The organism is Arthrobacter pityocampae, from assembly GCF_002927275.1.
GTDB classification, from domain to species: Bacteria; Actinomycetota; Actinomycetes; order Actinomycetales; family Micrococcaceae; genus Arthrobacter_D; species Arthrobacter_D pityocampae.
The window spans coordinates 247,301-264,901 of sequence record NZ_PRKW01000005.1 but is presented as its reverse complement, the minus strand read 5'-3'; the positions used below and the strand labels follow the sequence as shown (position 1 = coordinate 264,901).

The 17,601-nt window shown below is 70.3% G+C and carries 14 protein-coding genes; 5 read left to right on the top strand and 9 right to left on the bottom strand.

Translation table 11 applies throughout. From position 1 onward, the window contains the following. The 3 genes from C4K88_RS12685 to C4K88_RS12675 form a co-directional block, all read right to left on the bottom strand. Nucleotides 1–1,440 carry a phytoene desaturase family protein gene (locus C4K88_RS12685; protein ID WP_104121989.1) on the bottom strand — a complete coding sequence of 480 codons (1,440 nt, stop codon included), beginning with the start codon at nucleotides 1,438–1,440 and terminating at the stop codon, nucleotides 1–3. 37 nt (nucleotides 1,441–1,477) lie between these two features. Further along, nucleotides 1,478–2,575 carry a lipid II:glycine glycyltransferase FemX gene (locus C4K88_RS12680; protein WP_167399044.1) on the bottom strand — a complete coding sequence of 366 codons (1,098 nt, stop codon included), beginning with the start codon at nucleotides 2,573–2,575 and terminating at the stop codon, nucleotides 1,478–1,480. An 80-nt stretch (nucleotides 2,576–2,655) separates the two neighbouring features. Continuing rightward, on the bottom strand, nucleotides 2,656–4,197 hold the full coding sequence (locus C4K88_RS12675) for a glycosyltransferase family 87 protein (RefSeq protein ID WP_104121987.1): 1,542 nt from the start codon (nucleotides 4,195–4,197) through the stop codon (nucleotides 2,656–2,658). Between the two features lie 190 nt (nucleotides 4,198–4,387). Between C4K88_RS12675 and C4K88_RS12670 the strand changes: the two genes are divergently transcribed. After that, nucleotides 4,388–5,473, top strand: coding sequence for an inositol-3-phosphate synthase (locus tag C4K88_RS12670; protein ID WP_104121986.1), 1,086 nt, complete (start codon nucleotides 4,388–4,390; stop codon nucleotides 5,471–5,473). Nucleotides 5,474–5,590: 117 nt separating this feature from the next. Here the strand turns inward: C4K88_RS12670 and C4K88_RS12665 are convergent, their stop codons facing one another. The 4 genes from C4K88_RS12665 to C4K88_RS12650 all read right to left on the bottom strand — a co-directional run bounded on the left by C4K88_RS12665 (nucleotide 5,591) and on the right by C4K88_RS12650 (nucleotide 9,745). Next, nucleotides 5,591–7,258 (bottom strand): formate--tetrahydrofolate ligase, encoded by a 1,668-nt coding sequence (locus tag C4K88_RS12665; protein WP_104121985.1) that lies wholly within the window; start codon nucleotides 7,256–7,258, stop codon nucleotides 5,591–5,593. A 25-nt stretch (nucleotides 7,259–7,283) separates the two neighbouring features. Next, nucleotides 7,284–8,054: a phosphatase gene (locus tag C4K88_RS12660; protein ID WP_104121984.1), complete on the bottom strand. Its 771-nt coding sequence runs from the start codon at nucleotides 8,052–8,054 to the stop codon at nucleotides 7,284–7,286. Between the two features lie 31 nt (nucleotides 8,055–8,085). Then, entirely contained in the window at nucleotides 8,086–9,333 is a 1,248-nt protein-coding gene (gene mshA, locus C4K88_RS12655; protein WP_104121983.1) for a D-inositol-3-phosphate glycosyltransferase, read from the bottom strand. Between the two features lie 181 nt (nucleotides 9,334–9,514). After that, nucleotides 9,515–9,745: a hypothetical protein gene (locus tag C4K88_RS12650; RefSeq protein ID WP_104121982.1), complete on the bottom strand. Its 231-nt coding sequence runs from the start codon at nucleotides 9,743–9,745 to the stop codon at nucleotides 9,515–9,517. A gap of 466 nt (nucleotides 9,746–10,211) precedes the next feature. On the opposite strand from C4K88_RS12650, the gene C4K88_RS12645 reads away from it, so the two are divergent. Next, nucleotides 10,212–11,381, top strand: a complete 1,170-nt coding sequence (locus tag C4K88_RS12645; RefSeq protein WP_104121981.1) for a DUF418 domain-containing protein — start codon at nucleotides 10,212–10,214, stop codon at nucleotides 11,379–11,381. Here the strand turns inward: C4K88_RS12645 and C4K88_RS12640 are convergent. Next, on the bottom strand, nucleotides 11,378–12,028 hold the full coding sequence (locus tag C4K88_RS12640) for a histidine phosphatase family protein (protein ID WP_241521911.1): 651 nt from the start codon (nucleotides 12,026–12,028) through the stop codon (nucleotides 11,378–11,380). The two genes, C4K88_RS12645 and C4K88_RS12640, sit on opposite strands and share 4 nt — an antisense overlap. Next, on the bottom strand, nucleotides 12,025–13,467 hold the full coding sequence (locus C4K88_RS12635) for a CCA tRNA nucleotidyltransferase (RefSeq protein ID WP_104121980.1): 1,443 nt from the start codon (nucleotides 13,465–13,467) through the stop codon (nucleotides 12,025–12,027). Before C4K88_RS12635 ends, C4K88_RS12640 begins: the two co-directional genes overlap by 4 nt. A 204-nt stretch (nucleotides 13,468–13,671) precedes the next feature. Here C4K88_RS12635 and C4K88_RS12630 point away from each other — a divergent pair, with 204 nt between their 5' ends. The 3 genes from C4K88_RS12630 (at nucleotide 13,672) to C4K88_RS12620 (ending at nucleotide 17,587) form a co-directional block, all read left to right on the top strand. Continuing rightward, nucleotides 13,672–14,151 (top strand): NUDIX hydrolase, encoded by a 480-nt coding sequence (locus C4K88_RS12630; protein ID WP_241521909.1) that lies wholly within the window; start codon nucleotides 13,672–13,674, stop codon nucleotides 14,149–14,151. 71 nt (nucleotides 14,152–14,222) lie between these two features. Continuing rightward, entirely contained in the window at nucleotides 14,223–15,950 is a 1,728-nt protein-coding gene (murJ, locus tag C4K88_RS12625; RefSeq protein ID WP_104121979.1) for a murein biosynthesis integral membrane protein MurJ, read from the top strand. A 74-nt stretch (nucleotides 15,951–16,024) separates the two neighbouring features. Beyond that, nucleotides 16,025–17,587 carry a discoidin domain-containing protein gene (locus C4K88_RS12620; protein WP_104121978.1) on the top strand — a complete coding sequence of 521 codons (1,563 nt, stop codon included), beginning with the start codon at nucleotides 16,025–16,027 and terminating at the stop codon, nucleotides 17,585–17,587. The last annotated feature ends 14 nt before the right edge of the window (nucleotides 17,588–17,601 follow it).

The window sequence follows — 17,601 nt, the reverse complement described above, 5'->3', positions numbered from 1 at the left end:
TCAGAGGCCCAGGTCCGGTACGGCCAGGCCGAACTCGCGCCGGAGCGCCAGCTCGGCCGCGTTGAGGCCGGCCATCCCGTGCACTCCCGGACCGGGCGGTGTTGACTGCGAGCAGAGATAGACACCCTTGAGGGGCGTCGCCCACGGCTGCAGGGACGGCACCGGCCGGGCCACGATCTGCCGGAGGTTCACCGCCCCGCTGCTGAAGTCGCCGCCCACGTAGTTGGCGTTGTAGACCTCGAGTTCGCTCGCCGTTGTCGTATGGCTCTGCACGACGACGTCGCGGAAGCCCGGCGCGAACCGCTCGATCTGGGCCGTCACGGCCTCCGCCATGTCCCGGGTGGAGCCCCGTGGCACGTGACAGTAGGTCCAGAGCGTGTGCCGGCCCTCGGGGGCGCGGGTCGGATCGAACGACGACGGCTGGGAGAGCAGCACGTACGGGCTGTCCGGGTGGATGCCCTGGTTGACCTGCCTCTCGCCGGCGGCGATCTCGTCCCGCGTCCCGCCCAGGTGCGCGGTCCCGGCGCGATGCAGTTCGGGGTGGGTCCAGGGCACCGGCCCGGACAGGATGAAGTCCACCTTGCAGGCCGCATTGCCGTACGTGAAGGCCTTCAGCGCCGTCTCGTACGCCGCCGGGAGGCGTCCTCGGGCCATGGACCGGAAGGTCCTGGGGGCGACGTCGAGCAGCACCACGGGGGCGTCCGACACCTCCGCGAGGGTCGTCACCCGGCTGTCCGTGATGATCTGCCCGCCGTGCTGCCGCACGTCGAGTGCCAGGGCGTCCGCGATGGACTGCGAACCCCCCGCCGGGATGGGCCATCCCACGGTGTGCGCCAGGAGGTTCAGCACCAGGCCGGCGCCGGCTCCGGTCAGGGACGGCAGGGTGCCCACGGGGTGCGCCATGACCCCGGTGACGAGGGCCTTCGCCTCGTCGGTGCTGAAACGGCGGTTCCACCACGGCAGTCCCTGGTCCAGCACCGCGAGGCCGAAGCGCACCGCGGCCTCCGGCTTCTTCGGGACGCGCACCACGTGGTTGAGGGTGAACGCGAGGACGTCCTGTTCCCGGTCGCTCAGCGGCTGCAGGAGCCGTCGGTACGCCTCCCCGTCCACGCCGAGGCCCTCGACCGTCCGGTCGAGGCTGCGGTGGGCGATCCCGGCCCGCCCGCCGTCGAGCGGGTGGGCAAAGGAGACCTCGGGGACCGCGAAGCCGATGCGGCGGCTCAGCTCGAAAGCGCGGAAGAACGGCGACGCGAGGGCCATCGGGTGGACGGCCGAACAGAAGTCGTGGAGGTGGTCCTGCTGCAGGAGCTCGATGGACCGCGACCCGCCACCGATGGTCGACGCCGCCTCGTGGATCCGCACGGACAGTCCCGCACGCGCCATGACGACGGCGGCCGCGAGTCCGTTGGGACCGGCGCCGACGACCTCGACATCTACCATGGCTTCCTCTCTCGCGGGCGGGGCCGATCCCCGCCCGTCAGGTCCGCGTGCTCGTCCTGCCCCGCCCGCGGGCGTGGCCGGCTGCTGCCCGGAGCCGTCCGGCGGCCTGCCGTACGGCCGCGGGTCCGTTCCGGCGGGCGGCCAGCAGCGACGCCACGACCGCGTAGCGGCGCGCATCGAGCGGGACGTCGTAGGTCGTAGGGACCACCACGACGTTCTTCGAGAAGTTCCGCTTGAACGTCGTGACGTTGGCGAGCGAGGGGTAGTTCTCGCTCTCGATGCCGGTCAGCCCGCACGCGGTGTTGCCGGCGGCCTTGAGCGTCCTGAACGCCTCCCACAGCAGCAGGTAGGGGGCGAAGGTGCTCCGTGCCATCTGCGTGCTGCCGGCGAAGTAGTAGACGGCGTAGCCGCGGTACTCCGTAGTGATCAGCCAGCTCAGCGGCTGCCCGGCACGATACGCGACGAGGAGGCGGAGATGATCGCCGAGGACGGCCAGGAGGGTCTCGTAGTAGGACGAGTCGAACGACTGGAAGCCGTCGCGTTCCGCGGTCTCCCGCATGATCGGGTACAGCTCGGACGCGAAGACCCGACTCCATTCCTCACGCGGAATATGCTTGATCTCGATGCCGTTGCGCTGGGCCCGGCGAATGCTGTTGCGGGCGTTCGGCCGGAAGCTCTTCAGCAGGTCCGCCTCGGACGGCGTGAGGTCGACGACGATCTCACGCTCGTACCATCCGTGCTCGATCGGGTCGGTGGCGGGGGCCTGCAGCGTGGCGACCTGCAGCCGCACGTACAGCGGATGGACGGTCGGATGGTCGCTGAACTGGCGGCGCACCGTCTCCAGCAGCAGGCGTTCCGCCGCGGGCGTCCGCTCGGCGTACCAGACGGGACCGTTGACCACGACGACGGACTCCCGGAAGCGGCGCACCACATGCACGTAACTGGCGGTCGCGACGAGCGTGCCCTCGGCGTCCCGGTAGGCCCAGATACCCAGCGGCGTCCGCCCGAGGGCCCGCTCGAAGTCGACCCAGTCGGGTGTCTGCTCGAGCGGGATCAGCACCGCGGGGTGCGCGGCGGCGACGGCGTCGAACGCCTGCCGGTCCAGCGGGCTGTAGGTCAGGGGGGCTGCGTTCACTGGGGGTCTCTCACTGGGATCCTGCACGGGTCGATGATCGGGGGCTCGGCGGACCGGGACGGCCGGTCCGCCCGGGGCTGTCACCGCCGCCCGTCGGGACGGGCATCGGGCGCACGGCGGTCCTGCAAGCCTATCCGAGCGGCACTCCCCGATGCTCCGCCCGCGAACCCGGCGCCGGCCTGCATCCGGGGCGAGAAGGCGCGGCGTCGCAGGGTGAAGCGGTCCGGGGTCCCATCGAACGGCCCGCCCTGGGGATCATCGATACCGATACGCCGCACCACGTCGACCGGTGGCACGAGGATCTCCCGGACCACCACCGCCATCACGTATGCAGTAGAGAGCATATGGGCGAGGACCGCCCAGGAGTACGTGCCGAGCCCCAGGTTGTTCGCGGCGGGGCCCCCGCTCGTCATGCCCCCGAGGTAGAGCCACACCGCCGCCCAGTGGAGGATCTGCACGGACTGCCAGACGAGGACCACCCGCCAGCGGGGGACCGCGAGGGCCACGAGAGGCACGAGCCAGAGGGCGTACTGGGGCGAGTACACCTTGTTGCAGAGGACGAAGGCACCCACGACGAGCAGGGCCACCTGGGCCAGCCGGGGCCGGCGCTGCGCACGGAGCGCGAGGACGGCGATGCCGGCGCAGGCGAGGACGAACAGGACGGCGGCCCCCGCATTGATGGCGCCCGGCGGGAGGGTGGCGACGCCGGCCTGCCGCGCCAGCGCGTTGTAGACGTACCAGGCGGAGGAGAAACCGGCGTCGCGCGTCTCCGAGAAGGTCAGGAAGTAGCCCCAGCCCGCCGGATCCCGCAGCAGGAACGGCAGGTTCACCGCGAGCCAGGCCGCGAGCGCACCGGCCAGGGCGCCGACGAACGGCCGGTAGCGCCCCGACCGGATCGCCAGGACGAGCACCGCCCCGAGCAGCAGGACCGGGTAGAGCTTCACCGCGGCGCCGAGCCCCCAGAGGATCCCGGCCAGGACCGGACGGTCGCGGGCGAACGCCAGCATGCCCAGGGTGGCGAGCAGCACCGCCCAGAGGTCCCAGTTGATGGTGCCGGCCAGGATGACCACGGGTGCCGTGGCCAGGACGGCCGCGTCCCAGGGGCGCCGGCCGGCCAGCCGGAGCGTCGCCAGGACCGTCAGGATCCACACCCCGGAGAGGAGCACGGCGTTGACGTCGAAGTAGAGGCGGGAGGCCGCCGCCGCGTCCGCTCCGCCCGCGAGCAGCTCCACGAGCACCGCAGTCCCGGAGGCGAGCAGCCCGAGCAGCACCGGGTACTCGAAGAGCGCGCCGGGCGTGATGAAGGGCAGGACGCCCTCCCCGAGGCCCCGGCTCTGGTAGAGCTCGGTCCAGTCGGAGTAGCAGGCGCGATAGAAGTAGTCCGGGGAGGACCACCCGTGGATCCGGCACGGGTTCTTGACGACGACGGCGAGGACGGCCGAGCAGACGGTCATCAGGATCAGCGTCCGCTCCACCGTGAACCATCCCGGCGAGATCCGGCCGGGATCGGCGCGCCGCCCGAGCGGGCCCCCGACGCCTTCGACCAGGGTCCGCAGCGCCGGGTCGGACCGGCTCGGGACGCTGATGCGGTAGGGGCCGCGCCTGCCCGTGCCCGAGGTCATCCCCCGAGCGTAGCCGCCCCGCACCCGCGGAGGGGTCGCTCTCCGGGACTGTCGCCGGGCGCGCCGGCTTGGTCGAGGAATGGCGGGGCATCCGTCCGCGTTGGAAAGGGAACGTACACTGGCATTCCCTGCCAACCGCGCCCGGGGCGATGACGGCCGGGGCATATTCAACGGGCTTTCGAGGAGAACTGTGGGACAGAACCCCATTCGCGTAGCAATTATTGGAGTCGGCAACTGTGCCGCGTCGCTGGTCCAGGGCGTGCACTACTACCGCGACGCGGATGCGGCGGGAGCCATTCCGGGCCTGATGCACGTCGAGTTCGGCAAGTACCACGTCGGGGACGTGCAGTTCGTGGCGGCGTTCGACGTCGACGGCAAGAAGGTCGGCCACGATCTCGCCGAAGCCATCGGTGCCAGCGAGAACAACACGATCAAGATCGCCGATGTGCCCCCGACCGGCGTCATCGTCCAGCGCGGCCACACCCTGGACGGTCTCGGCAAGTACTACCGCGAGACCATCGTCGAGTCGGACGAGGAGCCGGTCGACATCGTCGCCCAGCTGAAGGCCTCGAAGGCGGACGTGCTGGTCTGCTACCTGCCCGTCGGCTCGGAGCACGCCGCGAAGTACTACGCCCAGTGCGCCATCGACGCCGGCGTCGCGTTCGTCAACGCCCTCCCCGTGTTCATCGCGGGTACCAAGGAGTGGGCGGACAAGTTCACCGCGGCCGGCGTCCCGATCATCGGCGACGACATCAAGAGCCAGATCGGCGCCACGATCACCCACCGCGTCATGGCGAAGCTGTTCGAGGACCGCGGCGTCACGCTGGACCGCACCTACCAGCTGAACGTCGGCGGCAACATGGACTTCAAGAACATGCTCGAGCGTGACCGCCTCGAGTCGAAGAAGATCTCCAAGACCCAGGCCGTCACCTCCAACGTCAAGGCCGAACTGCGGGCCAACGACGTCCACATCGGCCCATCCGACTACGTGGCCTGGCTCGACGACCGCAAGTGGGCCTTCGTCCGCCTCGAGGGCCGCAACTTCGGGGACGCCCCCGTCTCGCTCGAGTACAAGCTCGAGGTCTGGGACTCGCCGAACTCGGCCGGTGTCATCATCGACGCCATCCGCGCGGCGAAGATCGCTCTGGACCGCGGGATCGGCGGACCGATCCTCTCGGCGTCGAGCTACTTCATGAAGTCCCCGCCGGAGCAGTACGCGGACGACATCGCCCACGAGAAGGTCGAGGCCTTCATCCGCGGCGACATCGAGCGCTAGGCGGCATCACGGGAGGCCGGGACGGATCGCCGTCCCGGCCTCCCGTGCGTCCCGGCCCGGTCATCGGGTGTCGGAGCGGCCAGCGCCGGAACAGTCCGGCGCCGGAACAGTCCGACGTCAGAACAGTCCGACGGCGTTGCCGTCGGCGTCCACGTCCATCCGGAGCGCGGCCGGTTCCTTCGGCAGTCCGGGCATCGTCATCACGGATCCCGTGAGTGCGACGATGAACCCGGCGCCGGTCTTCGGGATGAGATCTCGGACGTGCACGGTGAACCCCTTGGGAGCGCCGAGCAGGCCGGCGTCGTCCGAGAACGAGTACTGGGTCTTCGCCATGCACACGGGCAGTCCCGACCACCCGTTCGCCTCGATCTCCTTGAGCCGGCGCAGGGCCGGGACGGACAACTCGACGCCGTCCGCGCCGTAGATCTCCTGCACGATGGTGCGGATCTTCTCGTCCACGGGGAGGTCGAGCGGGTAGAGGTGGGAGAAGGTGACGGGCCGCTCGAGGGCGGCAAGCACCTCGGCGGCGAGCTCGTCCCCGCCGGGTCCTCCCCCGCCCTGGCCCCACACGTCGGCCACGGCGGCGGCGATCCCCTCGCCGGCGCACCAGGAGAGCAGCCAGTCGAGCTCCTCCTGCGAGTCCGTGCCAAACCTGTTGACGGCGACGACGGGAGGGATGCCGAACTTCTCGATGTTCCGGACATGGCGGAGGAGGTTCGCCGTCCCGTCCCGGAGCGCTTCGAGGTCGGGCTGTGCGAGGTCGGCCTTGGCGACCCCACCGTGCATCTTGAGGGCGCGGATGGTCGCGACGATCACGACGGCGTCGGGGGCGAGGTCCGCGGCCCGCGCCTTGATGTCCATGAACTTCTCCGCTCCGAGATCCGCACCGAAGCCGGCCTCGGTGACGACGATGTCCGCGAGGCGGCGGGCCGTCCTGGTGGCGATGACGGAGTTGCAGCCGTGTGCGATGTTCGCGAAGGGGCCACCGTGGACGAGGGCCGGCGTGCCGGCGATGGTCTGCACGAGGTTCGGCTTCAGGGCGTCCTTGAGCAGCAGCGCCAGCGCCCCCTGCACCTGCAGGTCCCGTACGGTCAGGGGCCGGCGGTCGTAGGTGTACCCGAAGGTGATGTCCGCCAGGCGTTCCTTCAGGTCCGCGGGGTCGGCGGCCAGGCAGAACACGGCCATGATCTCCGAGGCCACGGTGATGTCGAAGCCGTCCCGGCGGGGGGTCCCCTGCGTGGGCCCCCCGAGGCCGATGACCACCTCGCGCAGGGCGCGGTCGTTGACGTCGAGCACCCGTTTGAACGTGATGCGCCGCGGGTCGATGCCGAGCTCGTTGCCCTGGTGGATGTGGTTGTCGATCAGGGCCGCGAGCGCGTTGTTCGCGGAGGTGATGGCATGGAAATCGCCGGTGAAGTGCAGGTTGATCTCGTCCATCGGCAGCACCTGCGAGTAGCCGCCGCCGGTCGCGCCGCCCTTCATGCCCAGCACGGGGCCGAGGGACGGCTCGCGCAGGGCGATCATCACGCGCTGCCCCGCCCTCGCGAGTGAGTCCGCGAGCCCCACCGTGCAGGTGGACTTCCCCTCGCCGGCGGGGGTGGGGCTCATCGCGCTGACCAGGACCACCTTGCCGGGGCTCCGGCCGTCCTCGGGCAGGAGGCGCGGGTCGATCTTCGCCTTGTACCGGCCGTGGAACTCGAGGGCCTCCCGCGGGATCCCGGCCGCATCGGAGATGTGTTCGATGGGCCTGACCGCGGCGGCGCGGGCAATCTCGAGATCGCTCATGCAGCCAACCTATCAGCGCGCCGGGTCAGGGCCGCGGGAGGCCTGCCCGCTCGAGGACGTAGTCGATGAGGGGTTCGTACAGTCCCGGGGTCACGTTGTCGTCGAGCGGGACGGCGACGTCCAACTGCCCCTGCGCCTCCGAGACGAACAGCCCCGGGTCGTTGCAGTCCGCGAACCCGACGGTTGGCAGCCCCGCACTCGCCGCGTGGCCCGCCCACCCGTGGTCGGCGACGACGAGGTCCGGCAGGTCGTGTCCCGCACCGGTGAGCGTGTCGAGGCTCAGGCGCATGGGCTCGGGGAAGTGCGTGTGCATGAGCCCGCCGTACTGGTGCCACACGAGCACACCGAAGACCTGGCGGATGTCCCCGGCACCGAAGGGGCGCCCCTCCGGGACCCGCACCACCGTGGCACCCGCGGCGGCGGCCGCCTGCGCGAAGGCCGCGTGGACGGGGAGCAGCCCCGCCGGGTGACCGGTCGCGAAGAGGATCCGCTCCCGACGGCGGGCGGACGCCCCGAGCCGATCGGCGAGCCGGTCCAGGGCGGCGACGCACTTGCCGGCGTCGATGGTGTCCTGACCTTCGGTGTGGTCCCGGTCGGGGCTCGTGCCCACGCGCTCGTGCATGAGGTCGAAGACGTCGTCGTAGGTCCACTCGCGGGTGTGGTCCACCCCGAATCCGAGGTGTTCGTTGCCCTCGAGGAAGAGCCGCATGTGCTTCAGGTTGTCCTGCCGCGGCGTGGCCACCAGGCCGGTGATGCGCACGGAATCGAGGTAGGCGGCGAGCTCGGCGGGATTCACGCTTCCATCCTAGGGTGCGCGGGCGAGCACCTCAGCGGGTGGTCGCGGCGGGGAAATGCTCGACGGCGGTGCGGTAGCTCTGCGCCGTCAGCAGGGCCGTGCGCTGCCAGCCGAACGCCAGCGCGTGGGTGGCGGCCCCGCGGCCCAGCGTCTCCCGCAGGCGGGTGTCGTCGTGCAGCCGTTCGAGCGCGTCCGCCCAGTCGGTCGCCGAATGGCTGTCCACGAGGAGCCCGCTGCGCCCGTCGCTGACGGCCTGCGGCAGTCCGCCGACGTCGGCGGCGACCACGGGGGTGCCGCAGGCCTGGGCCTCCAGCGCCACGAGGCCGAACGATTCACTGAAGGACGGCATGGCCACCACGTTCGCGGACCGGAACCACTGGGCGAGCCGGGGGGCGGTGACGGGCGGGTAGAGGCAGACGTCCCGGGTGAGGCCGGCGGCGTCGATGAGGGGTTGCAGGGCCAGCGCCTCGGAGCCGCTTCCCGCGCCGATGATGCTGACGGCCAGCGGGATGTCCGGCCGGCGGCGCCGGAGCTCCGCGGCCGCGGCCACGAGGACCTGGGGGCCTTTCAGTTTCTGGATCCTCCCGGCGAACACCACGTGGAACTGCTCCGGCGGGAAGGCCAGCGCGGCGCGCGCCGCGGCGCGATCACCGGGGTGGAACGTCGACAGGTCCACGCCGGGAGCCACGACGTCGACCCGCTTCGGGTGGGCGCCGTAGAGGGAGATGAGTTCGTTCGCCTCCGTGCTCGTGTTCGCGATCAGGCGGGCCGCCCCCGCGACGATCTCCTCCTCACCCGCGATCCGCTCCGCCGGTTCCGGAGCGCTGAGCGTCCTCATGCGCAGGTTCTTGACCTTCGCCATCGTGTGCATGGAGTGGACCAGGGGGAGGTTCATCTCCCGGCTGAGCGTCAGCCCCACCATCCCCGAGACCCAGTAGTGGGAGTGCAGGACGTCGAAGTGGCCGTCCGCGAGGAGGTCGGCCACCTCGGTGATCGCATCGGCGAAGGTATCGGCCAGTCCCGGGAGGGCTTCCTTCGGGATTCGGCGGCGGGGTCCGGCGTGGAGGTGGTGGACCACGACGCCCTCGGCGAGCACCTCGCGCCGGGGCCGTCCCTCGCCCGCTTCCCGGGTGAAGATCTCGACGTCGACCCCGACGCCCGCGAGTTCGAGGGCCGTGCTCCTGACATAGACGTTCATGCCGCCGGCGTCCCCCGTACCGGGCTGCTCGAGCGGGGAGGTGTGCAGGGACAGCATGGCCACGCGCCTGACGCCGGACACACCGTCTCCCTTCCGACCGGCGGAGGTAAGACCGGTCGTGTAACCTCACGACCCTATAACGCCTCGTCCTCACCCCCCATTCCATGAACCCACCCGCACCGGGGTGCCACCGCCCGCCGACCGCACCCGGGATCGCTGATCTGATCGCCGGGGGCGGTCGGCGCGGCGCGGCCGCTGAGCGTCACTTGATGTACGTGGTGTGCTGGGGCAGCGTGAACCGCTGCGATGCCTCCCACGGGTCACGGGGGCGGCTCACCCACACCCGCCCCCACAGCGAGATACTGTTCCTCCATCTCCTCAGCATGCGTTGCACCTCCCTCCTGCGGTGGAACCCGGGCATCGGCTGCGCGGGGACACCCGTGGGGGCCGCGGCCGAACGGGCCTCCGGGAACGTGGTCAGCGTTCCGCTCATGATGAATTCGCCGGAGGCAGCTCGGGCTCCGGCGGGATTGTCGGTGAATTGGTCAGGAATGGGCCGGGAATGGGGCATGACGGACTTTCGGCAGGAATTGATTCGGCAGGAGGGAGCCGGGAAAGGCATTGCCGGGAAAGGGAAAGAAAGAGGAAGCCGCGCACGGGCACGAGGGGGTGCTGGATCGACCGGCTACCGCCGGTGCGCCGACTTCCTAGTGGCGATGCCGGATGAAGGCGGGACCGGTGAGGCGGGCAAGGGCTCCGCCGAACATGCTGTTCACGATCTCCACCTCCATTCCGTCGAGTGACCTGCAGTCATGCGGCCACGGGGTTCCGGTCGAGTGGTGAACTACTCGAGTTGGGAAAACCCAATGGCACGTGAATAAAGCTACCGTACGGAATATGCGCAGGCATAGCCCTTCGGACGGATTTGTTCGGATATTTTCGGGAGGAGGGGAATTCGGGTGTCGGATTCGATGACCGCGGGCTCCCGCGTCGCGCAGGTCGATGCCCTGCGGGGGTTCGCTCTTCTGGGGATCCTCATGGTCAACGTGTGGTTCTTCGCCGACTCCTCCCATCTGACGGGAGGCCGGGATCCGTCCACCGCGTCACCGGTGGACCTCGGGATCCGGTTCGCCGTGGCGACGTTCTTCGAGGGCAAGTTCTACCTGCTGTTCTCGCTGCTGTTCGGCTACGGATCCGTCGTCCTCGCAGCGGCGGCCGGTGAGGACCGGACGCGGCTCATGACGCGGCGCCTCATCTTCCTCGGGGTCCTCGGCGTCGCCCACGGGCTGACGCTGTTCTACGGCGACATCCTCCTGACCTACGCCCTGGCCGGTACGATCCTGGTCGCCGCCGGACCCGCCGGACCGCGTGCCCGCCTCGGCCTCGCGGTCGGCATCACGCTGGGGATGGCCCTGCTCCTCGTCGCCGTGGCAGTGCTCCTGCCCGTCGGCGGCCCAGCGGCTGGCGACCTCCCGGCCATGCCGATCAGCCCGACGGCGACCCCCGCCGAGGCGCTGGCCGCCAATGCGGCGACCTACGGCGTCGTCCTGCCGTCCGTCGTGTTCTTCCAGGGGCCGCTGGCCCTCGCGGCCTTCTTCGCGGGGTCCGCCCTCGCGATGCTGGGTGTCCTCCGTCCGGCAGTGCCTCCGCGCAGCATCCTGTGGCGCGTCGTCGTCCTGGCCCTTCCCCTCGGCCTGGCCGGTGCGGCGTACGCGGCGTACCTCGACGTGTGGGGCGGCGGGAGTGCGGCGCGGGTCCTGGCCACCGCACTCTCGGTCGTGACGTCGCCGCTCGTGACCGTGGGCTACGCGGCGGCCCTCCTGCTCGTGCTGGGATCACGCGCAGGGCGCGTCGTCACGGCCGTGCTCGCTCCGACCGGGCGCCTGTCGCTGAGCAACTACGTGGCCCAGTCCGTCGTGCTGTGCCTCGTCTTCACCGGGTACGGCCTCGGCCTGATGGACCGCCTGCCGCCGGCCGTCGTGGTCGTGGTCGTCGTCGTGCTGTTCGCCGGCCAGGCCGCGGCGAGCAGCCTCCTTCTCTCGAGGTACTGGACCGGGCCGCTCGAGTGGACCCTCCGGCACATCGTTCGTCGGGTGCCCCGGAAGGGGTCAGGGCCCGACGGCGCCTAGAGGTTCCAGTGCACGATGGCGGGCGTGTGCTTGTCCCAGCCGAGCGCGCAGACCGCGGCGGTGCCGAGGACGAAGCGCCGGCCCTCGATGCCGCCGAACTGCAGCCAGCGGGCCGCGACGATCCGCAGGAAGTGGCCGTGCGCCACGAGCAGTGCGTTCTGCACGGGCGTCGCCCCGGGGTCCTGGTCGGCGTCCGTGCCGCACCCGGCCTGGACGCGGGCGATGACGCGGTCCGCCCGCTCCACCACCTGGGCCAGGGTCTCGCCGTTCGGGGCGCCGTCGTTCCAGATCAGGTAGTCGGGGTTCTCCGCGCGGACCGTCGCGCTGACCAGCCCCTCGTTGTCGCCGTAGTCCCATTCGTGGGCGTAGGGCAGCACCTCGGCGTCGGGGAAACCGGCGAGTTCGGCCGTGCGGACCGCGCGCTGCAGGAACGAGGTCAGCACGAGGTCGAAGTCGATGCCCTGAAGATGCTCGCGGGCGGCGAGCGCCTGCTCCTCCCCGTGCCCGGTCAGGGGGAGGTCGGTCAGGCCGGTGTAGCGGCCGTCCCTCGACCACTCCGTCTCGCCGTGCCGGAGCAGCCACAGGCGGGGCAGGGGCGTCCCGGAGGGGGTGAGGTCCGGGGCTGCTGCGCCTGACATGGGCTTCATGGGTTCTCCTGGGATTCGGGCTGCTCGCCCCACCACCGGCGGAGCTTGGTCTGTGCCTCGGCGGGGTCGTGCGGACCGTGTTCCATCCGTTCCTCCAGGAGGAAGCGGTAGGCGCGGCCCACCACGGGGCCGGGGCGGACGCCGAGCAGCGCCATGATCTGCTCGCCGTCGAGGTCGGGGCGGATCGAGGCCAGCTCCTCCTGGTCGGCGAGCGCGTCGATCCTCGCCTCGAGGTCGTCGTAGGCGAACGCCAGTCGCTCGGCCTTGCGCCGGTTCCGGGTGGTGACGTCGGACCGCGTGAGGCGGTGGAGCCGCTCGAGGAGGGGTCCGGCGTCGCTCACGTAGCGGCGGACGGCCGAATCGCTCCAGCCCGCCTCGCCGTAGCCGTAGAACCGCATGTGCAGTTCGACGAGGCGCGCGACGGCCTTGATGGTGTCGTTGTCGAACCTCAGCTCCCGCAGCCTCTTCCCGGCGAGCTTCGCCCCGACGGCGTCGTGGTGCCGGAAGCTGACGGCGCCTCCGGGCTCGAACTTCCGGGTCGCTGGCTTGCCGATGTCGTGGAGGAGGGCGGCGAGCCGCAGGACGACGTCGGGCCCCGGGACCGGACCGTCCTCGTCCGATTCGAGGGCGCACGCCTGGCGCAGGACGGTGAGGGAGTGCTGGTAGACGTCCTTGTGGCGGTGGTGCTCGTCCGTCTCCAGCCGCAGGGCGGAGACCTCCGGCATCACGTACTCGGCGAGCCCGGTCTCCACCATCAGGTCGATCCCGGTGTCGGGCGCCTTGCCCTGGATGAGTTTGACCAGTTCGTCGCGCACGCGCTCGGCGGAGATGATCGAGATCCGCTCGGCCATGTGCGTCATCGCCTCCGTCACCTCCGGGGCGGGGGCAACACCGAGCTGGGAGACGAAGCGTGCGGCACGCATCATGCGCAGCGGGTCGTCGGAGAACGACGACGTCGGCGTGCCGGGCGTGCGGAGGACACCGGCATGCAGGTCCCGGACACCGCCGAACGGGTCGACGAGTTCCAGGGACGGCAGCCGGAGGGCCATCGCGTTGATCGTGAAGTCGCGTCGTTCGAGATCGTCGTGGAGGTTGGTGCCGAAGGCGACCGTCGGGTTCCTGGACGACGGATCGTAAGCCTCGGCGCGGTACGTGGTGATCTCGATCTGGTGGCCGTCCTTGCGGAGACCGATCGTGCCGAATGCCCGGCCGATCTCCCAGTACGCGTCCGCCCAGCGCCGGACGACCGCCAGGGTCTGGTCCGGGTCGGCGTCCGTGGTGAAGTCGAGGTCGGGCGACACCCTGCCGAGGAAGAGATCCCGGACCGGCCCGCCGACGAGCGAGAGCTCATGGCCTGCGGCGTCGAAGAGTCCGCCGACCTCGAGGACCACGGGAGGGAGGGGTGCGGTGAGGGTCGATGTGTCCAGCAGGTGCGCCATAGTCCCTTAAGGGTGCCAGATCAGCACCCGTTTCCCACACCGCGGACCGGACCGCGGGGTGCTGGAACACTGCTGTCGATCCGGGTGCTGATTCAGGCAGGTCGGGGCCCGGCTCGTCATCGCCCCGGGCCAAAGATCGTTAGAGTGGTCTGCATGGACCGACCCGTTCCAAGTGCTCCGAAGCGCACCCCGTTGACAGTGTCAATGGGAACCACGGGTATGCCTGCCGTGCAGCACCAGTTGCCCACGGTGGAGGAGGTGTCCGCGGGCGGCATCGTCGTCGACGCCTCGCGGGAGACCCTCGACGTCGCCATCATCGCCCGCCTCAACCGCGGCGGGCGCCTCGAGTGGTGCCTGCCCAAGGGCCACCCCGAGGGCTCGGAGAACAACGAGGAAGCGGCCGTCCGGGAGATCGCCGAGGAGACCGGCATCGAGGGCAGGATCGTCTCCGCGCTCGGGAGCATCGACTACTGGTTCACGGTCAGCGGCCACCGCGTGCACAAGACCGTCCACCATTACCTCCTGATCAGTACCGGCGGCTACCTCACCATCGAGAACGATCCCGACCACGAAGCCGTCGACGTCGCGTGGGTCCCCCTGCAGGAGCTCGGCCGCCGCCTGTCCTTCCCCAACGAACGCCGGATCGCTGATCTCGCCCGCGAGGTCCTGCCCGAGCACCTCTGAGTCCGATGCGCGGCCACCGCACCGGGTCACGGCGCGGCGTCGTCGTCCCATCGGTGAGACGATGGGGAGCGATGTCTGACACGAACACAGCCTCGACCCCCCTGCAGGACGCCGGCCCGCCGGTCCGCGACGATCCCTCCGCGCCGCGCGGCGGCTCCACCGTCCGGGCGAGCGCGGTCATGGCCGCCGGCACCCTCGTGTCGCGGATCCTCGGCCTCGTCCGCGTGGCCCTCCTTGCCACCGCCATCGGGGCGTCCGGGCAGGTGTCGGATCTCTTCACCTCGGCCAACAACCTCCCCAACTTCCTGTACCTGATGCTTGCCGGCGGTGTGTTCAACGCCGTCCTGGTGCCCCAGATCATCCGCGCCAGCAAACAACCGGACCGGGGCTCGGACTTCGTCAGCAGGCTCCTGACCCTCGCCGCCGCGGCCCTCCTCGTGCTGACCGTGCTCGCCACCCTCGCCGCACCGCTCGTCGTCGGCGTGACCACGAGATTCACGGAGGAGAATCTCGCCCTCACCACGGTCTTCGCCTTCTGGTGCCTGCCGCAGATCTTCTTCTACGGGATCTATGCGGTGGTCGGCCAGATCCTCAACGCCAACGGCTCGTTCGGCCCGTACATGTGGGCGCCCGTCGTCAACAACCTGGTGTCCATCGCCTTCCTGGTGGTCTTCATCGCACTGATGGGGACCGAGCAGGCGGAACAGCACAGCCCGGAGACGTGGACGACGGAGCAGACGGTCCTGCTGGCCGGAGGCACCACGCTCGGCATCGTGATCCAGGCGCTCGTGCTGTTCATCCCCCTGAAACGCCTGAACCTGGGTCTGCGCCCGAAGTTCGGGATCCGCGGCACGGGCCTCGGGCGGACCGGCAAGCTCGCCTCGGTCACCATCGTGACGATGCTCATCGGCAACGGCCTCTACCTCGTGAACCTGAACGTCGCCACCATCGCCTCCGATGCCCGCCCGCGGTTCCTCGGCCAGGACCCTCCCGTGCAGATCCCGGGGTTCACCAACCTCGAATTCGGCGCCATGGTGTACCAGTTGCCGCACTCGGTGATCGCGCTGTCGCTGGCTACGGTGATGTTCAACCAGCTGGCGTCCGCGCATGCCGACGGCGATCTGAAGACGGTGCGGGCCACCCTGTCACAGGGCCTGCGCGTCATCGGCGTGGCCACGGTCTTCGGGGCGGCGGCGCTGCTCACTTTCGCCGGGCCCCTCGGAATGCTCTTCAGTGAATCCCCCGAGAGCGCGGCCATCAACGGCGTGATCATCGCGATCCTCGCGGTCGGTGCCCCGTTCCTCAGCGCCAACTTCTTCCTCAACCGGGTCTTCTACGCCAGTGAGGACGTCAGGACGCCGCTCAGGATCCAGGTGATCCTGTCCGTCGTCGGGGTCGGCTTCGCCCTCGTCGCGAGTACGTTCGACCCGCGGCTCATCGTGCCGGTCCTCGCTATCGCCTATTCGCTCGGCAACGTGATCGCCGTCGCCGTCAGCCACGCGTTCCTCACGCGGAAGATCGGCTCCTACGGCGCCGGGCACGTCTTCGACGTCCACGTGCGCCTCACCCTGGCCGGGATCGTGGCCGCTCTCGTCGGCACCGTGCTGTGCTGGGCGTTCGGGGGGTACAGCGCGGACGGCTTCCTCTGGCAGTCGAAACTGAACGCCCTCGTGGTGCTCGCGATCGGCGGGGTCGTCATGTTCTCCGTGTATCTGGCCATGCTGAAACTGCTGCGCGTCACCGAGCTGACCGAGCTCACAGGCCCGCTCCTCGCGAAATTCCGCCGCAGCCGCGCCTGACGTTCCAACCCGGGAATGGAGGGGCCGACCGGTAGCATGGGTAGAAATCAGCGAGCGTTTCCGGGGAGGAACACGTGCCAGAAGCAGTAGACGTCGGGTCAGTGCTGGGCGGCCGCTACAAGGTGACCGCCTACGTACTGGCCTCTGCTGAGAAGGATCTCGTGCTCGACGGCGTGGACCAGGTCCTCAACCGGGCCGTCAGCATCCTCGTCGCCTCGGCCGACAACGCCTCGCAGGTCGCCACGAGCGCCCGGGAACTGGCCACGGGTGACCGCAACGGCAACATCCAGGTCCTCGATCTGGGGATCACCGACTCCGGCACCTACCTGGTGACCAACCGCGCACCCGCCGCCGACATGCTCGATCTCATCGTCCAGCAGGACGCGGCGGCCCACGAGCAGCCGTACATCGAACCGTTCTTCACCGATACGCTCGGCTCCGAGATCTTCGGCCGGCCGCGGTCCACGGAACCGGAGACCTACGATGACGACGACCACTACGAGGACTACGACGACCGACCCCGGCGGCCCTCCCGGCTGTCCGGCCTGACGCAGCGTTTCAGCCGTCGGGGCGTCGGGAATCAGCGCGAGGACGACACCTCGGATCTGGCGCCCGTCGCGGCCGAGCCGGTCTCCGCGCAGGCCCAGGCCGAGCACCGGCCGTCGTCGCATCGCGTGCCACCGCCGCCGGTCCGGCGCCCGGGCGGGGCATCACCGGCCACCCGGGACGGATCCGGCGACCAGGACGGCCCGGGCGGTGCCGCCGTGGCTGCGGGCGCCGCAGCCCTCGGCGCCGCGTCCATGGCCGGAGCCGCTTCCGGGACTGCCGCCGGAACCCAGGCACCCGCGCGGGCGGCCTCGAAATTCCCCCTGGACGCCCACAGCGGCGACGACGCCCGCACCGACGGTGATCCGGAGGCATACGACACGGAGCAGGCGGACCGGGACGAGTACGACGACAGCCGTAGCCGGAACTTCACGCGCATCCTCGTCGGCCTGGTGCTCACCGTCGTCCTCGTCGTCGCCGTCGTCCTTGCGGCGACGCATCTCGGATCCGTGTTCAGCGGAGGCAGCCCCGTCGCCGATGCTGATCCCGTGCCTTCCGCGAGTGCGCCCGCCGAGGCCCCGACGACGGCTCCTGCCGCCCCGACGGCCGAGCCCACACCTGCCGCAGTGGCTCCCGTGATCGCGGGCATCACCCGCCTCGTCCCGGACAACCCCGGGCTGGATGCAGGCAACGACGGAACCTTGTCGCTCATCATCGATGGGAATCCCGCCACGTTCTGGGGCAACCAGGTCTATGCCAATGACGCCTTCGGGGGACTCGCCTCGAATCTGGCCCTCGTCGTCGAACTGGAGGAGGAGTCCACCATCACCGAGGTGACCATCGACCAGCTGAACGCGGCCGGCGGCACCTTCTCCGTCCTGGTGAACGACCAGCCCACGCTCGACGGCGCAGAGCAGGTCGCCCAGGGCGGCTTCACCGCGCCGACGGCGAACCTCCCCATCCCCGCCGATGCGGACGGCCCCGTCACCGGACAGTACGTCATCATCAATTTCACCCAGCTACCTCGGCTCTCCAACATCCAGGCCCAGTTCCCGTTCGGCCTCCGCATCGCCGAGATCGAGGTCAACTGACACGACGGCACCGG

Coding starts and splice junctions, on each gene's coding strand:
- C4K88_RS12685 (WP_104121989.1), bottom strand. CDS start 1,440: ATGGTAGATGTCGAGGTCGTCGGCGCCGGTCCCAACGGACTCGCGGCC.
- C4K88_RS12675 (WP_104121987.1), bottom strand. CDS start 4,197: ATGACCTCGGGCACGGGCAGGCGCGGCCCCTACCGCATCAGCGTCCCG.
- C4K88_RS12665 (WP_104121985.1), bottom strand. CDS start 7,258: ATGAGCGATCTCGAGATTGCCCGCGCCGCCGCGGTCAGGCCCATCGAA.
- C4K88_RS12650 (WP_104121982.1), bottom strand. CDS start 9,745: ATGAGCGGAACGCTGACCACGTTCCCGGAGGCCCGTTCGGCCGCGGCC.
- C4K88_RS12640 (WP_241521911.1), bottom strand. CDS start 12,028: ATGAAGCCCATGTCAGGCGCAGCAGCCCCGGACCTCACCCCCTCCGGG.
- C4K88_RS12635 (WP_104121980.1), bottom strand. CDS start 13,467: ATGGCGCACCTGCTGGACACATCGACCCTCACCGCACCCCTCCCTCCC.
- C4K88_RS12630 (WP_241521909.1), top strand. CDS start 13,672: ATGGGAACCACGGGTATGCCTGCCGTGCAGCACCAGTTGCCCACGGTG.
- murJ (WP_104121979.1), top strand. CDS start 14,223: ATGTCTGACACGAACACAGCCTCGACCCCCCTGCAGGACGCCGGCCCG.